The organism is Flavobacterium labens, from assembly GCF_048286755.1.
GTDB lineage: Bacteria > Bacteroidota > Bacteroidia > Flavobacteriales > Flavobacteriaceae > Flavobacterium.
The window spans coordinates 905,240-921,783 of sequence record NZ_JBLVPL010000001.1 but is presented as its reverse complement, the minus strand read 5'-3'; the positions used below and the strand labels follow the sequence as shown (position 1 = coordinate 921,783).

14 protein-coding genes are annotated in these 16,544 nt (G+C 35.4%); 9 read left to right on the top strand and 5 right to left on the bottom strand.

The genetic code is table 11. The annotated features are described in order from the left end of the window. The first annotated feature begins 39 nt into the window (after positions 1 to 39). The 5 genes from ACNQF8_RS04010 (at position 40) to ACNQF8_RS03990 (ending at position 5,243) form a co-directional block, all read left to right on the top strand. Complete coding sequence (locus tag ACNQF8_RS04010) at positions 40 to 1,050, top strand: sugar phosphate nucleotidyltransferase (RefSeq protein WP_417950890.1); 1,011 nt, start codon at positions 40 to 42, stop codon at positions 1,048 to 1,050. Positions 1,051 to 1,100: 50 nt separating this feature from the next. Beyond that, on the top strand, positions 1,101 to 2,450 hold the full coding sequence (locus ACNQF8_RS04005; RefSeq protein ID WP_417950889.1) for a tetratricopeptide repeat protein: 1,350 nt from the start codon (positions 1,101 to 1,103) through the stop codon (positions 2,448 to 2,450). Then, positions 2,450 to 3,235 (top strand): lipoprotein insertase outer membrane protein LolB1, encoded by a 786-nt coding sequence (gene lolB1 / locus ACNQF8_RS04000; protein WP_417950888.1) that lies wholly within the window; start codon positions 2,450 to 2,452, stop codon positions 3,233 to 3,235. The genes ACNQF8_RS04005 and lolB1 overlap by 1 nt, the downstream gene beginning before the upstream one ends. Before the next feature lie 59 nt (positions 3,236 to 3,294). Further along, positions 3,295 to 4,512, top strand: coding sequence for a murein hydrolase activator EnvC family protein (locus ACNQF8_RS03995; protein WP_315205853.1), 1,218 nt, complete (start codon positions 3,295 to 3,297; stop codon positions 4,510 to 4,512). 320 nt (positions 4,513 to 4,832) lie between these two features. Next, complete coding sequence (locus ACNQF8_RS03990) at positions 4,833 to 5,243, top strand: hypothetical protein (protein WP_417950886.1); 411 nt, start codon at positions 4,833 to 4,835, stop codon at positions 5,241 to 5,243. Between the two features lie 96 nt (positions 5,244 to 5,339). Here ACNQF8_RS03990 and ACNQF8_RS03985 read toward each other — a convergent pair whose 3' ends face one another. Further along, positions 5,340 to 6,188: a polysaccharide deacetylase family protein gene (locus tag ACNQF8_RS03985; RefSeq protein ID WP_417952935.1), complete on the bottom strand. Its 849-nt coding sequence runs from the start codon at positions 6,186 to 6,188 to the stop codon at positions 5,340 to 5,342. Positions 6,189 to 6,203: 15 nt separating this feature from the next. After that, the gene (locus ACNQF8_RS03980; protein ID WP_315205863.1) at positions 6,204 to 7,229 is read right to left on the bottom strand and encodes a hypothetical protein; all 1,026 of its coding nucleotides are present in this window, start codon (positions 7,227 to 7,229) and stop codon (positions 6,204 to 6,206) included. 277 nt (positions 7,230 to 7,506) lie between these two features. Here ACNQF8_RS03980 and ACNQF8_RS03975 point away from each other — a divergent pair, with 277 nt between their 5' ends. Beyond that, a complete protein-coding gene (locus ACNQF8_RS03975; protein ID WP_417950884.1) occupies positions 7,507 to 9,585 on the top strand; it encodes a TonB-dependent receptor family protein in 2,079 nt (692 codons plus the stop codon). A gap of 22 nt (positions 9,586 to 9,607) precedes the next feature. Here ACNQF8_RS03975 and ACNQF8_RS03970 read toward each other — a convergent pair whose 3' ends face one another. The 3 genes from ACNQF8_RS03970 to ACNQF8_RS03960 all read right to left on the bottom strand — a co-directional run bounded on the left by ACNQF8_RS03970 (position 9,608) and on the right by ACNQF8_RS03960 (position 13,718). Continuing rightward, a complete protein-coding gene (locus ACNQF8_RS03970; RefSeq protein ID WP_417950883.1) occupies positions 9,608 to 10,054 on the bottom strand; it encodes a c-type cytochrome in 447 nt (148 codons plus the stop codon). After that, a complete protein-coding gene (locus ACNQF8_RS03965; protein WP_417950882.1) occupies positions 10,055 to 11,179 on the bottom strand; it encodes a PQQ-dependent sugar dehydrogenase in 1,125 nt (374 codons plus the stop codon). Positions 11,180 to 11,387: 208 nt separating this feature from the next. Beyond that, the gene (locus ACNQF8_RS03960; protein ID WP_417950881.1) at positions 11,388 to 13,718 is read right to left on the bottom strand and encodes a glycoside hydrolase family 3 protein; all 2,331 of its coding nucleotides are present in this window, start codon (positions 13,716 to 13,718) and stop codon (positions 11,388 to 11,390) included. A gap of 382 nt (positions 13,719 to 14,100) precedes the next feature. Here ACNQF8_RS03960 and ACNQF8_RS03955 point away from each other — a divergent pair, with 382 nt between their 5' ends. The 3 genes from ACNQF8_RS03955 (at position 14,101) to ACNQF8_RS03945 (ending at position 16,451) form a co-directional block, all read left to right on the top strand. After that, positions 14,101 to 14,520, top strand: coding sequence for a DUF2452 domain-containing protein (locus tag ACNQF8_RS03955; RefSeq protein ID WP_417950880.1), 420 nt, complete (start codon positions 14,101 to 14,103; stop codon positions 14,518 to 14,520). Positions 14,521 to 14,724: 204 nt separating this feature from the next. After that, complete coding sequence (locus ACNQF8_RS03950) at positions 14,725 to 15,288, top strand: Crp/Fnr family transcriptional regulator (protein WP_417952934.1); 564 nt, start codon at positions 14,725 to 14,727, stop codon at positions 15,286 to 15,288. Positions 15,289 to 15,383: 95 nt separating this feature from the next. Then, positions 15,384 to 16,451 carry an SDR family oxidoreductase gene (locus ACNQF8_RS03945; protein WP_417950878.1) on the top strand — a complete coding sequence of 356 codons (1,068 nt, stop codon included), beginning with the start codon at positions 15,384 to 15,386 and terminating at the stop codon, positions 16,449 to 16,451. The last annotated feature ends 93 nt before the right edge of the window (positions 16,452 to 16,544 follow it).

Genomic DNA, 16,544 nt, shown 5'->3' with positions numbered 1-16,544 from the left:
TGTTGATTCTAATTTTTCAATCTTTTAATATAAAACAACATGAAAATAATTGTCCCAATGGCAGGTCGTGGTTCACGTCTTCGCCCACATACATTAACTATTCCTAAACCATTAATTCCTATCGCTGGAAAACCAATTGTTCACCGTTTGGTCGAAGACATTGCTGGCGTTTTGAATCAAGATATTGAAGAAGTAGCCTTTATTATTCACGAGAGTTTTGGCAAAAAAGTTGAGGAGGAATTACTTGCTATCGCACAAAAATTAGGCGCTAAAGGAACTATTTATTATCAAAATGAAGCGCTGGGAACCGGTCACGCCATTATGTGTGCCAAAGATTCTTTGAGTGGACCAGCAGTTATTGCTTATGCCGATACTTTAATTCGTGCCGATTTCGATTTAGATCAAAATGCCGATAGTGTTATTTGGGTAAAACAAGTAGATCATCCAGAAGCTTTTGGTGTAATCAATTTAAATGAAGCTAATGAAATAGTCGAACTGGTGGAGAAACCTAAGGAATTTGTTTCGGATCTAGCTGTTATTGGAATTTACTATTTTAAAGATGTAGCGGTTTTAAAAAATGAATTGCAATTAGTATTAGACAATAATATTATTCACGGCGGAGAATATCAAATTAACGATGGAATCAAGCAAATGATGGCCAAAGGCTTGAAATTTGTTCCTGGTAAAGTGGATGAATGGATGGATTGTGGCAACAAAGAAGTTACTGTGGAAACAAATTCAAGAATGTTAGGTTTCTTGCACAATGACGGGACACATTTGGTAGATTTTGATGTCAAGTTAGAAAACTCCACAATTATTCCGCCATGTTATATCGGGGAAGATGTGGTGTTGATAAACTCAACAGTTGGGCCTAATGTTTCTTTAGGAAAAGGATGTCATGTAGTAAATAGCAGTATTAAAAACAGCTTGGTACAAACGCACTCTCATATAAAAAACACGAATTTAGATAATGCAATGATTGGGAATCATGCCAGTTTTGATGGTAACTTTACAAGCATCAGTATTGGAGACTATTCGGTTTTAGAATAAAATGGTTCGATTCTTGTATGTATAATTAGGATTTAGGATTAAAAAATAGAATGAAAAAAAGCGCTTTAATACTTTTATTTCTGGTTTTGCAATGCAATTCAGCTTTGCTATTAGCGCAAACGGAACCTGAAGAGATTAAGCTCGATACAGATCAGTTTCAGGAATTTTTTTATGAATCATTGCTTCAAAAAGGAATCGAAAATTATGACAAGGCGGTTGTAGCTTTAGATAAATGCATTAAGATTAAACCAAATGATGCAGCTGTTTATTATGAATTAGGAAAAAACTATTTAGCATTAAAGGAATATAAAAATGCCTATTCTTCATTTGAAAAAGCCACACAAATTGATCCCAAAAACAAATGGTTCTGGGTTGGAATGTATGATGTGAGTTATGAAACGAGCGATTATAACCAGGCAATAATGGTGATCAACAAATTGATAGAATTTGATGAGAAGTATAAAGAAGACCTGACATCTCTATATATGGGGACAAAACAGTTTGACAAAGCGTTGGATTTAATTAACGAGTTGAACGAAACATTTGGAAAAACGGACAGACGGGATTTGTACAAAAGCCAGATTTTATCGGAAGTGAAATTTCAAAATATGGAAGCTTCAAATTTGTTAGAGCAAATTGAAAAGAACCCAAAAGAAGAGTCTAATTATATAAGCTTGATAGTTTTGTATTCTAAAAATAATGAGGAAGAAAAAGCTTTTGAAATTGTCAAAAAACTGGAAAAAGCCTTGCCAAATTCTGAATGGGCCCAAGTAACGCTATTCAAAAATTATTTGGATAGTAATGACGCACCAAAAGCAATAAACGCGATGAATGTGGTTTTGGCCAGTAATAAAATTGATGCTAAAATAAAGCACAGAATACTGAATGAGTTTTTGATTTTTGCAGATAAAAATCCTCAATACACAACTGATTTAGAAAAAGCGATTTCATATTTCGATAATGACAAAGAAGTTAATGTAGCTAAGGAAATAGGAAAGTTTTTCCATGCTAAAAAGCAATGGGCAAAAGCGATTAAGTATTATGAACAAGCATTAAAAAACGGTTCAGGAGATGATATAGAAACCAACTTGCTTTTGCTTCAAACGTATACAGAAACAAAGCAATTTGAATTAGTAGCCAAAAAAGCGTCGGCAATGGTGGATACTTTCCCTACACAGCCCCAGTTTTATTACTATTCAGGTATGGCAAATAATCAATTGCAACAATTTAAAAAAGCTAAGGATATGCTGGAAATGGGCTTGGATTATTTAGTAGAGGACAAAGCATTAGAAATAAACTTCAACATTCAGTTAGGAGAAGCATACAACGGTTTAGGAGATTTCAAGAAAAAAGAAATGTATTTTTCTAAAGCCAATCAATTATTAAAAGAAAAAAAATAATGAAAAAAATAGCAATAGTAGTATTAATAGCTCTTTTCATGGTGTCTTGTAAATCGAAAGCCATTGCCATTTCGGCCAGTAATGTGCCTGTTGCAGCGGCAGAACAAATGTCGGCCAAAAAAATAATAGAAAATCATTACAACAATAAAAATGAATTTTCTACATTATATATTAAGTCAAGCGCCCGCTATGCCGATGACAAACAAACGCAAAACGTTACCGCTGAAATCAAAATCAAAAAAGATGAACAGATTTTGGTAAGTATTCGTTTTCTGGGGATTACAATGGCAAAAGCATTGATCACTCCTAAAACAGTGAGCTATTATGAAAAGATAAATGGAAAATATTTTGAAGGTGATTTCAGTAGCTTAAGCCAATGGCTCGGAACTGATTTAGATTACAATAAAATCCAGAACATGTTATTAGGTCAGGCAATTGATGATTTGACCAAAGGAAAATATTTAGAAACGTTATTGGAACAAACCTATCGATTGGATGATACCTCGAATAAAAATACGAAAAAATCATTCTTTTTGGATTCCGATAAATTTTTAGTTCAAAAACAAGAAATTACGCAAACTGCCGAAGAACGAATGATCAAAGTAGCATACGCTGACAACAAAGTTTATAACGAGGCGATTTTGCCTACGAGCGTTTTAATCAATACGTTTCAGAAGAAAGGAAACACCGAAATTAATCTGGAATACAACTCGGTAACATTTAATGAAGAACTTTCTTTTCCTTATAGTGTTCCAAATGGGTACAAAAGAATTATAATTAAGTAAATTAGCAAAAATATTTTTTCGATATGCCAAAATTTCTCCTAAGCCTAATTTTTATCTGTATGACTTCATTACTGTGGAGTCAGGAATCCCAACAAGAAAAATTAGAAGAACGTAAAGCTCAAATTCAAAAAGAAATTAGAGAAAATGAGAAGTTATTACAATCTGTAAAGAAAAAAGAAAAATCTGCTGTCAACGTCGTGGTTATTCAAAGCACTAAAATAAAGCTTAAAGAAAAATTAATAAACACGACTGAAAAGCAAACCAAATTGCTGAATAATGATATGTATATTAATCAAGTTCAGATTAATAAATTGAAGAAAGAATTGGCAGAACTTAAGGAGGATTATGCCGAAATGATTGTTAAATCGTATAAAAGTCGTTCATCGGAAAGTAGAGCGATGTTTTTATTGTCATCTGAAAATTTTTTACAGGCGTACAAAAGAGCGCAGTATATGAAACAATATACTGGTTACCGCAAAATGCAGGGTGAAGAAATAAAAACGAAATCTAACAAGCTTACTGATTTCAATCAAAAACTGAATGTACAAAAAACAGCAAAACAAAAACTGATTGCTGAAAATGAAAAAGAGCGCTTATCACTCGAAAAAGAGAAAAAGGAGCAATTGAAGTTAGTAAACGTTATCCAAAAAGACAAAAAGAAGATAGCCCAAGAAATCAAGAAAAAACAGCAGGAATACAGAACGATTGACAGACAAATCAATAAATTGATTCGGGAAGCAATTGCTGCAGCCAATAGAAAAGCGGCCTTAGAAAAAGCGAAAGCCAATCCAAGTGCGCCTGTTTCAAAAGCTGCCGTATCATCGTCCAAAATTGAGTTGACACCTGAATCTAAAATTATTGCAGATAATTTTAGAGCCAACAGAGGAAGATTGCCTTATCCGGTTGAAAAAGGATATGTATCACTAGGATACGGAAACCAAACGCATCCTTTATTTAATACGATAACCGTACACAATAGCGGTGTGGAAATCACCACAGATAAAGGCGCAAGTGCCAGAGCTGTTTTTGGTGGAGAAGTAACCAGTGTTATTGTATTGTCACCCGTAAACAAAGCGGTAATGATACAACACGGAGATTACTTCACAGTGTACCAGAATTTAAGTTCAGTAAATGTAAGCAAAGGTGATAAAGTAAGTATAAAGCAAACTTTGGGGAAAGTAAGAACTAATGGGGAAACAGGAAAAACAATCATTAAGTTCCTAATTCTCCAGAATACAACTTATAACAATCCTGAGGGTTGGTTGTCTCCGAGATAACAAAAGTTACATTATAAATAAAAAAGCACTATCGTATTCTTTGGAATGTAATAGTGCTTTTTTTAAGTTGTTTATAACTGTAAACCTGATCTATATAAAATTAATATTTATTTTTAGGAGCTCAGACATTTTTAGAATAGTTTGTGCTTTTTAGAACAATCGTTTGACGAACACTTCAACAGCCAGTTTTTAAAAAAAACTAAGTGTAATTTGTAAATAGACTAGATCAAATAAGAAATCTTAACATGAAAAATTCAAAGGATATACTCAATATAAAAAATTCCAAAAAAAAGATTGTGAAGCTAATGAATCTGTTAATTATGTTACTGCTAATTACATTTATGATTGCTTGTAACAATAGAAAAGTGGAAGAAAAACAACATTCTTTTAGAGCAATTAATGGACGAGATACAGCCTACTTATCACTCACAACAGGAGATAATTATTTTATTGGAAAATATGAAATATTTTATGGACATAAAACAATGAAAGACTCAGGATATGTAAGAGGTAAAATAGTTGGTGATACTTTGTTGGGTGCTTATTATTACAAATCGTACGGAGGTTTAGGTTTAAGTAAGCCAATCGCTCTGTTAATGAAAGAGGACAAATTACTATTAGGTACAGGAGTACAGAGTAGTGTATTGGGACTAGTTTTTTTTACTACTGATGTACCAATTAACTATGATCAACCAATATTTATTTTCGAAAAATTTCAAAAAAAGAAGTAGGTCATTAGTAATTCAATAATCAGTTTTTAAAAATCCTTGACGACATCTCTTTTTAGCTTCTAAATTTTTTTGCTACAGATTAAACCGAACACAGTATTACTCTGACTTATTGAATGAGGAATTAATAGATTTCATCATCCCTTCAGTAGACCAAGTTCCAGAAACAATAATACGCCTAATGGTATATAATGGATCTACAGAATCTCTTTTGGTTGACAAGATATACGCCATTCCATAACCACTTTTCTTAATTTCAGGAATTGCAGCCGTATTCCATAAACCAAAAGGATAAGCAAAATCAGTTACTGGTTTTCCTATGATTTCCTCCAGTTTTGCTTTTGGTTTTACCAATTGTGTATTCCAGTCGTCCCCAGCATATTTTGTAACCATGTGATGATCCCAAGTATGCGCGCCTACCACATGCCCGTCGTCAGATAAGCTTTTAATTTGTTCTTTGCTCATATATCCGGGACGATTAATAGAAACAGTCATAATAAAAAACACGCCTTTGAAACCGTATTTTTTCATTTCGGCTGCGCCAATGCTGAATTGTTCTCCTCGCGTATCATCAAAGGTAATCATTACTGGATTTGATGGTAACGGTACATCATATACGAGATAGTCGTGTAATTGATTGGGTAAAATACTATGATAACCGGCATCAGATAAGGCTTTCATTTGCTGTGCAAAATTTGCTGGTGAAACCGTATATGTTTTTGTCATTTCACCATCACCCGCTTTCAATTCTTTAATATTATGATAACATAAAATGGGAACTTCTTTTTTCGAAAGAATGGCAGCGGCATCAGCAGCTACTTTTTTTGACGCAACAACTTCTGCTGGAGCAGCAACAAGCGGAACTTCCGGAACTATTTTACCTGGTTCAGACTTACAGCTTACCATTAAAAATAGTCCAACGAAAACGGAATAAAGAATATTTTTCATGAATTCAATGGTAAATTATTGGTACTGAATGTAAATTGGTTTCGGAGTAAATTTTACTAATTCTTCAGGACTATACATTTTCCAGTCGTTTTTATTGTCATTTTTATAAAACAATTTAAAACCGGCAAATTGTACAGGTTCTCTATAAATATAACTTACGTAAGAGTCTTTTTTTAATACTTTACTTCCAAAACCATCCATATCCATAACGATTTGAACTTCGGGAACGGTTTTGATTTCTTTATAATTTTTGACCATTCCTTGTGTAAAACGATGTACTACAAGTACTTTTGGAGTCAGTTTATTTTTGCGCACAATATTGGCCAATATGTCAATGGCATCATTAATATCTGCTGCCGTAAAATGGCCGATTTTAGAACCTGGTCGTTCTCCGTTTTTCATCGAAAATTCAGGGTCAATTCCAAGGTGTACATTTGGCATAGAAAGGTATTTTTCTAATTCCGCCACTTCAGCTTTCACCGAACTGTGACCTACTTGAATATCTAAAAACACTAATGCATTGATGGGTTTTGCCCAACTGATAACAGTGTCAATTTGTTTAAAAGGCATTCGCAAGCGATGCATATTATTTTTTCCTGGAGCACCTTGAGCCGTTACAGCAATGTAATGCAAAGCAGGTATTGCTTTTACAGTAGAATCAGCTGCCTGCCATTTGGCTACTTCGCCTTGCAATTTTGCTAACATTTCTTTTCTAGGGATTTCACCCAATATTCCCATTCGGGTAGAGTATAAATTTCCGTAATACGCAATAATTCGATTGTATGGTAATAACGCTCCCGGCAAAGGATAAGGCGCTTTTACGGGCCATCTTCCGGTTGTGTCATTGTTGCTTAAAGCAATCATTCTTTTGTTAAAATCAACAGTATCTATTGTCAGAGTTGGCGTTTTTTGTTCAGTAACCGTTTTTACAGTATCTGATTTTTCTGTACCGGATATACCATCTGCTGCTTTTCCTTTCTCACAGGAAATATTCATTAGCAGTAATGGAAGTGCAAGTAATGCAATAGCTGATTTTTTCATATATTAATTCTAATTTTTTATTGTAAAGATAAAGTATTTTAGAAGCGAGAAATCATTTAAAATTGTGTTTTAACGCCTATTTATTACATAATTTACGGGTTTTAGTTTTAAATTTCTTTTAATTCAATAATTAAACGAAATCTATTTCAGTTAATTGTCAGGTCGTGATTATAATTAAAAAAACAGTTTTCTTTGATCACAATTTCAGAATAGCTTTTGGAAATAAAAAGAAAACCCTAACTTTATAAACGTTTTACTAATTCAAATACGCAAACAATTGTTCAAATTTCCCCTTACTTTTCTTTTTTTTATATGTTGTGCGACTGCTATTTTTGGACAAATAAAAAAAGACACTATTGCTCTTTCAGAAGTAACTTTGAAAGGATCACCAATCAAAAATGTGCTTCAAAATGTTGCGGCATCCGTTTCAGTGATTACTACCGCCGATATTAATAAAAGTGACGGAATTATATTGACTCCGGTTCTAAACAAAATTCCCGGTGTGACGATGCAACAAGGTGCTTTGAACACTAACAGGATTACGATTCGTGGTATTGGTGCGCGATCTCAGTATGGAACCAATAAGATAAAAGCGTATTTTGACGGGATTCCACTAACTTCGGGTGAAGGTGAAACTACGATTGACGACATTGATTTGGCAGCAATCGAAAAAATAGAAATCATAAAAGGACCAAATTCCACTAGTTTTGGATCCGGTTTGGGCGGCGTGATTCAGCTGTTTTCGAGAGAAACTCCATTATTGGAATCTTTTGGAAAATCAACAGTCACTTTTGGTAGTTTTGGTTTATTGCAACAGCGACTTTCGACCGGATACAGTGATTCTAAAACGAATGTATTCACAAGTTATACAGATTTAGAAAGCGATGGATTTAGAGCCAATAGTTCCTATAACAGAAAATCATTTAACCTGCACGGCAAACAAAAAATTGGTTCCAAAGGTGATTTATCATTTTTGGGAACGTTCACCCGATTGAAAGCCTATATTCCAAGTTCTATAAATGAGACGGATTTAAAAAATAATCCGGAGAAGGCAGCCGCTACTTGGGCAGCCGCACAAGGTTTTGAGTCGTATGATAAATTCATGTTAGGATTAGGATACGATCATCAATTTTCTGAAAAATGGTCCATGCAAACCAGTGTTTTTTCTAATTTTAAAGATGCTTACGAACCCAGACCGTTTGATATTTTGGATGAAAAAACAAGTGCTGTAGGTTTTCGTTCTAATGTCAATTATAAAGACCACTTGTTTTCGTTGCCCTTTGAAATGAGTTTTGGCTCCGAATTATTAAGGGAAAAATATGATTATACCTTGTATCGAAATTTATACCAATCGCAACCTGGTCAGGGAAGTATTCAAGGTGATGAATTCAGCGCCATCAAACAAAACAGAAATTATAGCAACTACTTTTTACAAATGGAACTTTGGATTTCCAAAAAGATGCATTTGGAAACTGGTCTGGCATTAAACACAACCAAATATTCGTTAGAAGATGTTTTCGAAAATAATCCTGGTGGTCAAAAAATGCCATTCACTTTTGGAAATGTTTGGTCTCCAAGAGTTGGTTTGTCCTATAAAGTAAGCAATGGGAAAAATATATTTACGTCCGTCAGCAAAGGATTTTCGGTTCCTTCAGTTGCAGAAACATTGACTCCCGAAGGTCAAATAAATACCAATTTGAAACCAGAAATAGGTTGGAATTATGAATTGGGTTTCAAAGGGAACTGGCTTAAAAATAAAATATACACGGAAGTAACGTTTTATACCACACAAATTGAAAATTTATTAGTGGCACGACGTACCGCCGATGACCAATTTGTAGGGATTAATGCAGGCAGTAGTTCACATTCGGGATTGGAATTCTTGGTTAATTACAAACTTTTGGAACTAACCCAATTTCAAATTACACCCTATTTTTCAGGAGCGGTGAATAACTTTAAATTCAAAGAATTCTTGGATGGTGATGCTGATTATTCGGGAAACCAACTTACAGGCGTTCCCGAAAAGCAATTTAATTTTGGACTGGATTTAAACACAAAAAACGGATTTAGTGTCAACACCTCTTTCCGAACGATGAGTAAAATCCCGCTTAACGATTCCAATGCAAAATACAGTGCACGGTATTCGTTGCTTGATATAAAAACGACCTATGTTTTTACGATTCTTAAAATCTTGAAAACAGAGTTGAATGCTGGAATTAATAACGCTTTAGATACCAAATATGCGGCTAATATTTTGCCTAATGCAGTTGGTTTTGGCACTGCTGCTCCGCGTTATTTTTATCCGGGAAATCCCATCAATTATTACGGTGGTTTTTCAGTAGCGTATGTTTTTTAGATAGAAATCCTAAGTCCACATTTTATTTTTTAATAGCAGCGACTTCTTTCTCGGTAACGACTTTCGTTTGTTTATTGCTCCAAGAAGTCATGATGTAATTCATCACATCAGCCACTTCCTGATCCGTAAGTCCCATTGCCGGCATGCTGCTATTGTACTTTATTTTATTGACAACAATTTCGCCACTTTGTCCAAATTTTACCGCAGCAATACTTTGATTTCTTTTAGTTTTCAACCAGTCAGAACCATCAATAGGAGGGAAGTTCTTAGTGTCTCCTTTGCCATTTGCACCATGACATTGCATGCAAAAATCAGCATAAATTTCTTTTCCGGGGGACTGAATTTTTGAAACAACTGCGGTTTCAGTATTCAAGTCAATATAGTTGTCTTGGGAAAATAGGTTTTCGAAAGAGAAGCTTCCCAATACAAATACTCCAAAACCCAAAAATAATTTCGTTATCAACATCATTTAGTTCGGTGTAATTTTTACGATTCCTTTTCCTTCAACGCCCATATAAATATAACCATCCGGGCCTTGCACAACATTACGTACGCGACCAATATCAGTAGCAATTTTTTGTCTGCCAATAACTTCAGTGCCTTTCAACTTTAGTAATTCAAGGTATTGGAATTTTAAAGAACCTACCAGTAAATGTCCTTTCCAGTCTGGATATTTATCGCTGGTTACAAAAGTCATTCCGCTTGGCGCGATGGACGGCAACCAATAATAAATAGGTTTTTCAATGCCTGGTTTGTCGTTTTCTTTACTAATTGTTGTACCGTCATAATCGATACCATAAGTAACTACAGGCCATCCGTAATTAGCCCCTTTTTTTATGATGTTGATTTCATCTCCACCTTGAGGGCCGTGTTCATGTGCCCAAATTTCCCCTGTTAATGGGTTTTTTGCAATTCCTTGCGGATTGCGATTTCCGAAGGTATAAATCGCTTCTTTTGCTCCGGTCTGACCTACAAAAGGATTGTCTTTAGGGATACTTCCATCATCATTTAATCGGTATATTTTACCGCCATCGCGTTTTATGTCTTGCGGATTTACAAAATGTTCCCCACGTTCTCCAACGGAGAAATACAAATAGCCATCGTTGTCAAATACAATTCGGGAACCAAAATGCTGTCCTTTTGTAGTATTTGGAGTGGCTTTGTAAAGTGATTCAATTTGTGTCAGACTTCCGTCCAATAATTTTGCTCGTATGAGTTTTGTGTTACCGCCGGTTCCTTCACCTTCATCTGAAGCAAAAGTCATATAAATCCACCCATTTTTAGCATAATCTGGATGTAGAACAATATCTAACAATCCGCCTTGTCCGCGAGAATATACTTTGGGAACATTTTTGATTTCGGTTTTTGCTCCGTTTTTGACGTGATATAAAATACCGCTTTTTTCAGTAACTAATAGTGCTCCGTCTGGCAACCAAGTCATACCCCAAGGGATAGCAATATCGGAGGCCACGGTTTCAAGCGTGTAGTTTTTTACTTCATCTTTAAGAGCAATGTCATTGGATTTTACCTGCGCATCACAACTGAAAGAAAGAAAGGATATAATTGAAAGTGAAACTAATGTGATTTTTTTCATGAGTTTGGTTTTTGATTCTTTGTAAGATAGAAATCTTTTTTAAAGGTAGTAAAAGCGGATTTAAAAAGACAAATAAGTCTCTAATTTTGCGTATAATTAACAAAAAAATGCCATTAGAGTTCTGTTTTGATTATCAGATTTCAAATCAAAATTTGGAATTGGGCAAAAAAAACCACCTAAAAATCTAGGTGGTTTAAATGTTATTTATTTACTTCTTAACGCTGTATTTTTCAGTTCTGGCGTCTTTGATTATCCCTTTCCAGTTCAATCCAAAACCAAAATCATACACATTTCCAGAAGAATCTGTATACGGAATCATGTCGTGAGGAACGTCTTCCAGTTGTTTTTCAACGGTTGACATATTCAACGGCATTTGTAAAGGAAGTAATCCGGAAGGTTCTGTTTTACCTGAAACAATATCTAGCAAAGCTTCTACTTGTACGCCGAATTCTCCCACGATGGCGTCAACGTCTTTTTCAAATTCTGCAAAAACCATTGGATTAGAAATATTCACAGTAACTAAAACCGGCTTTCCATTCATAGCTTTTTTCGTTTCCAGAATAGTATTTAAATCCGGATATGAATTTGATTTTGACATTTTATTGAGATACGAACGATTGGTAATCGTTGGGTCAATCACAGGATCTCCAGCTGCAATACTTTGCGCTCTGGCATCGACTGCGGTATAATCTTTTAATTGTAAACTGATTGGCACATATCCATTTCCACCGGCTTCTCTGTCGGCTCTGCTGTATCCGCCACTTATCGGGCTTTTTATAAATACAATCGCAAAATCTGCTTGAGCAGGATCTTCCGTTACGGTGTAATATTTTTTAATCAATTCTAAATTAACCGGATATTCAATTTTTTCAGGTGATGGCTGTCCAAAAAAGTTGATTCCTGCAGGAGTAACTCTTTTTGGGATATAGACCGTCTTCCCTTTTGCAATTGGCAACGTTTTATTTTGGTTTTTAATCATTACAACCGACTTCAATTGCGCATCGTATCCAGCTTTCATAAACTCTGGTTTTCCTACAATAGCTTTGGTTTCATTAGGGTCTAAATAGGAATTTTCGAATAATCCCACTCGGAATATATTCAAAAGCAAACGAACTGCTGATTGCTCAAAACGTTTGCGCATGAATGGTTCACCGTGTTCTTTTATTCCCATTTGATACGCTTCAAGCACTGGATTAATGTCGTTATTCCCACCAAATTGATCGACTCCTGCCATCAGAACTTTATAATGTCTTTCGGCTACACTTAATTTTTCGACACCCCAAGATTTTCCTGAAAAAACATCTGGTTTAGCTCCTTCATCTGCAGTAATGAGCCAATCCGTGCAAACAACTCCATCATAACCGTATTGGTTTCTTAATAAGTCCGTAATGATGTATTTACTGAATCCGTTACCCACATTTTCACCATATTTTTTGTCCTGACCATACGAAATCGTGTAATATGGCATCACTGCAGACGCTTTTTTAGTAGCTCCTTTTAATTGAAAAGCGCCTTCGGTAAATGGTTTTAAATGGGTTTCGAAATTATTTCCCGGATACACGGCAAATTTCCCGTACGCGAAATGACCATCACGACCTCCTTCTTCAGGACCGCCACTTGGCCAGTGTTTAATCATTGCGTTAACACTTTGATTTCCCCATCCTTCATAAGCTTTAATCGATTTTGGTGACGTTTGAAATCCATCTACATACGCTCTTGCCATAGCTGTCGCCAGCTTTGGGTCTTCGCCAAAAGTACCCACAAAACGATTCCATCTTGGTTCTGTTGCCAAATCAATCTGTGGTGATAGCGCTGTGGTGATTCCCATAGCTCTGTATTCTTTGGCAGCAATTGCACCAAATTGTTCCGTGATAGCAGCATCAAAAGTAGCGGCTAGACCTAATTCTTCCGGCCATTGTGAGATAGCGCCGCCGGAACCCGCATTATATTCAGCATCTTTATTGGCGCCGTTTCTAGGGTCAGAACTGTTGTTAGACGGAATTCCCATTCCAATACCTTCGACTAAAGCTTGTATATTGTTATTCCAAGTTGCAGCAACCGTTGGACTTTCAACAGAAGTCATCAGTACATGACGTAAATTGTCTTTGGTTAAAAATGCAATTTGCTGGTCAGATAAATCAGATGATTTTGCACTACTTTTAGAAAATGGTTTTTCATTATAGGTTCCGGTAAACATTCCTGCTTCGGCTGCAGGAATAGCCTGATGCCTACTATATAACATTAACCCAGCCATTTGTTCTACCGACATTTTAGAGGCAAGATCTTTGGCACGTTCCGCTACCGGTTTTCTCCAGTCTTCATAAATATCTAGCTTCCCATTTTTGTTGAGGTCTTTAAAAGCCAAACCGTCAACTTGTATGATTTTAATTCCTGATTTTGGCGAATAGCCTAATGTTTGACCTCTTTTATTTTGAACAATAGTATGAGAGTCTTTAGTGGTTTCGGTCCATTTGGATTGCGCCTTCAATGATACAGCTAGTAACAATAAAGACGGTAGGAGAAAGATTTTTGATTTCATGATGGTTTATTTATCAGTCTAATAGCGTTTTGTAGTTTCCAAATGTAAAAAATAATTGTGTTATTTCGACACATTGAAAAAATATTTTTTTGGCGGTGACAATATGGTGCAAAAACTAAATTAATTATTGCCTTCTAAGAGTTAAATTGTGTTGAGGATTTATATTTTTTTTTGTTTAACTTTGCATCAAAATATTTAAACAAAAACATTCGTTTTTTAAAATTTGTAAATCTCCTTTTGATTCGAGCAAAATTTGGGAATCAAAAAAAAGTATTAAACGAATAGTATTTTGAATTCATTTTGAAAAAATATAGATGAAATAAATTGGTATTAATTCATTGGTAGGGATTAATTGGTATCGGTAAAATAAAAGAAAAAGTAAATGGAAAATAAAAAACCAGATAATGTTGTATACACAGTCGAAGCAGGATATAATGCCAATGTTCTGCCTTACGCAACTGGAGTTGGAGCACCGGTGATTAGAGTTGATGACGTGGTTTCCTGGAAAAGTAGAGGAATTGATAATGTGAATAAAGAGCTAGGTAATAAATTTAATGAACTGAAACTGCAATATGAAAAACTGATGCAGGAATACGAATGGAATGAATTAGTATACAGTGCTAAATTTTCATTTGAACCCGTTATTGGTGAAATCTATCATTTGTACAGAGATGCTGGAGGCGTGAACTTTCTTTCGTTGATAGGTCCGAACGAGTGGAACAAAGAACATATTGGTACTTTTAAACTCAACAGTGATAAAAAATGGATTCTCCTGAATGCACATGATTCGCAGCTATACTAATCTAAAATAATCGAAATAATTTGGAGATAGAGCGTTTCTTCATATTTCAAAAATAGAATTGATTTCTAAAAATGGCACTAAACTCAACGTGTTGTTTTGTCTGTATTTGTCGTATGATTTTTAATTTTTGTATTCAAGATTGGCAATAGATCCTGATCGTTCTTTTTTAATCGTATTTTTATCCGAGTATTAACAAAAGGAGGTATGGAAGAAATTTTAAGAAGACAAATTGAGAAAATAGTACCATTAAATGATGATGAATTTCAATTGGTACTCTCTCATTTTTCGGTAGGTAAATATAAAAAACATCAATACATTGTACAGCAGGATAGTCCTGTTCCTTATGTCCATTTTGTTGTAAAAGGACTGTTGAAATCTTTTTATATCGACAAATCGGGAAAGAGTCATATCCTGCAATTTGCCATGGAAGACTGGTGGATAACGGATAACCAAGGTTTTTATAATAACCAGAATGCCACACTCAATATTGACTGTTTAGAAGACGCGCAAACCTATTACATTACTCTTGACAATAGAGAAAAATTGTGTGCCGAATTACAGAAAATGGAATTCTTCTTTTTGCAAAAAATGACCGCCGGTAATATTGCGCTTCAAAACCGAATCCTATCGTTGATGAGCAAGAATTCAGAAGAACGATACATGCAATTTATCCAATTATATCCGGATTTGATTCACCGCATTCCTAAAACTTTAATAGCATCGTATCTGGGAATTTCAAGAGAAACGTTGAGCCGTTTGTCGCATTGATGTGATATAGGTCACAAATTATATGTGACGTATGTCCTTTATAATCCATGGAAAGTTTTAGAATTTTGTACTTGATAAAATTTAAAAACAGAAATATGGAAAATATAGCACTAGTTGTTGGAGCAACCGGAATCACAGGAAGTAATCTTGCAGAAAAACTTATTGCTAAAGGCTGGACGACTTTTGGTTTAGCCAGAAACCCACGAAAAGATATAGAAAACCTTCAGCCAGTTGCTGCGGACCTTTTGGATCTGGAGCATTTAAAAACAGCTTTAAAAGACATTTCTCCCACTCACATTTACATTACAACTTGGATGCGTCAGGATTCTGAAGCCGAAAACATTCAAGTAAATAGCATGATGATCAGGAACCTTCTCGAGGTATTATCTCCAAAAAAATCCGTGCAACACGTAGCGCTCGTTACGGGATTGAAACATTATCTTGGACCTTTTGAGGCTTATGCCAAAGAAGGATTTTTACCCGAAACACCACTTAGGGAAGAGCAGCCGCGTCTTAATTTAGAGAATTTTTATTATGCGCAAGAAGATGAGGTTTATGCCGCTGCTGCGCGGGATGGTTTTACATGGAGCATCCACCGACCGCATACGGTTATAGGAAAAGCAGTAGGCAACTTAATGAATCTTGGTACTACGCTAGCGGTGTATGCCAGCATTTGTAAAGAAACAGGCAAACCATTTCAGTGGCCTGGTTCAGCAGCACAATGGAATGGACTTTCGGACGTTACGGATGCCAGAATTCTGGCGGAACATTTAATATGGGCTTCCACTACTGCAGCGGCTCGTAACGAAGCATTCAATGTGGTCAATGGAGATTTTTTTCGTTGGAAATGGCTTTGGAACAAATTAGCGGAATCGTTCGGAATTGATGCAATAGGTTTTGATGGTACGATTCATCCTCTTGAGGAACAAATGATTCAGGAAGCTCCGGTCTGGAAAAATATGGCTACAAAACATGCTCTTAAAGAGTCTGATTTAGATAAATTGGCTTCTCCTTGGCATACGGATCTTGATTTAGGTCGTCCCATAGAAGTGATGACTGATATGTCTAAAAGTCGTAAACTCGGATTCCCTGTTTTTCAAAGTACTGAAGATTCCTTTTACGATTTGTTTGAGCAACTTCGCAAGGACCGATTGATTCCGTAGTTACTTTAAAGTGGTGTGCATAAAATAGGGGTTTCAAGATTTGTTCTTGAAGCCCCTGTTTTATTTATATTTCGAATGAATTGGCAACAGCCA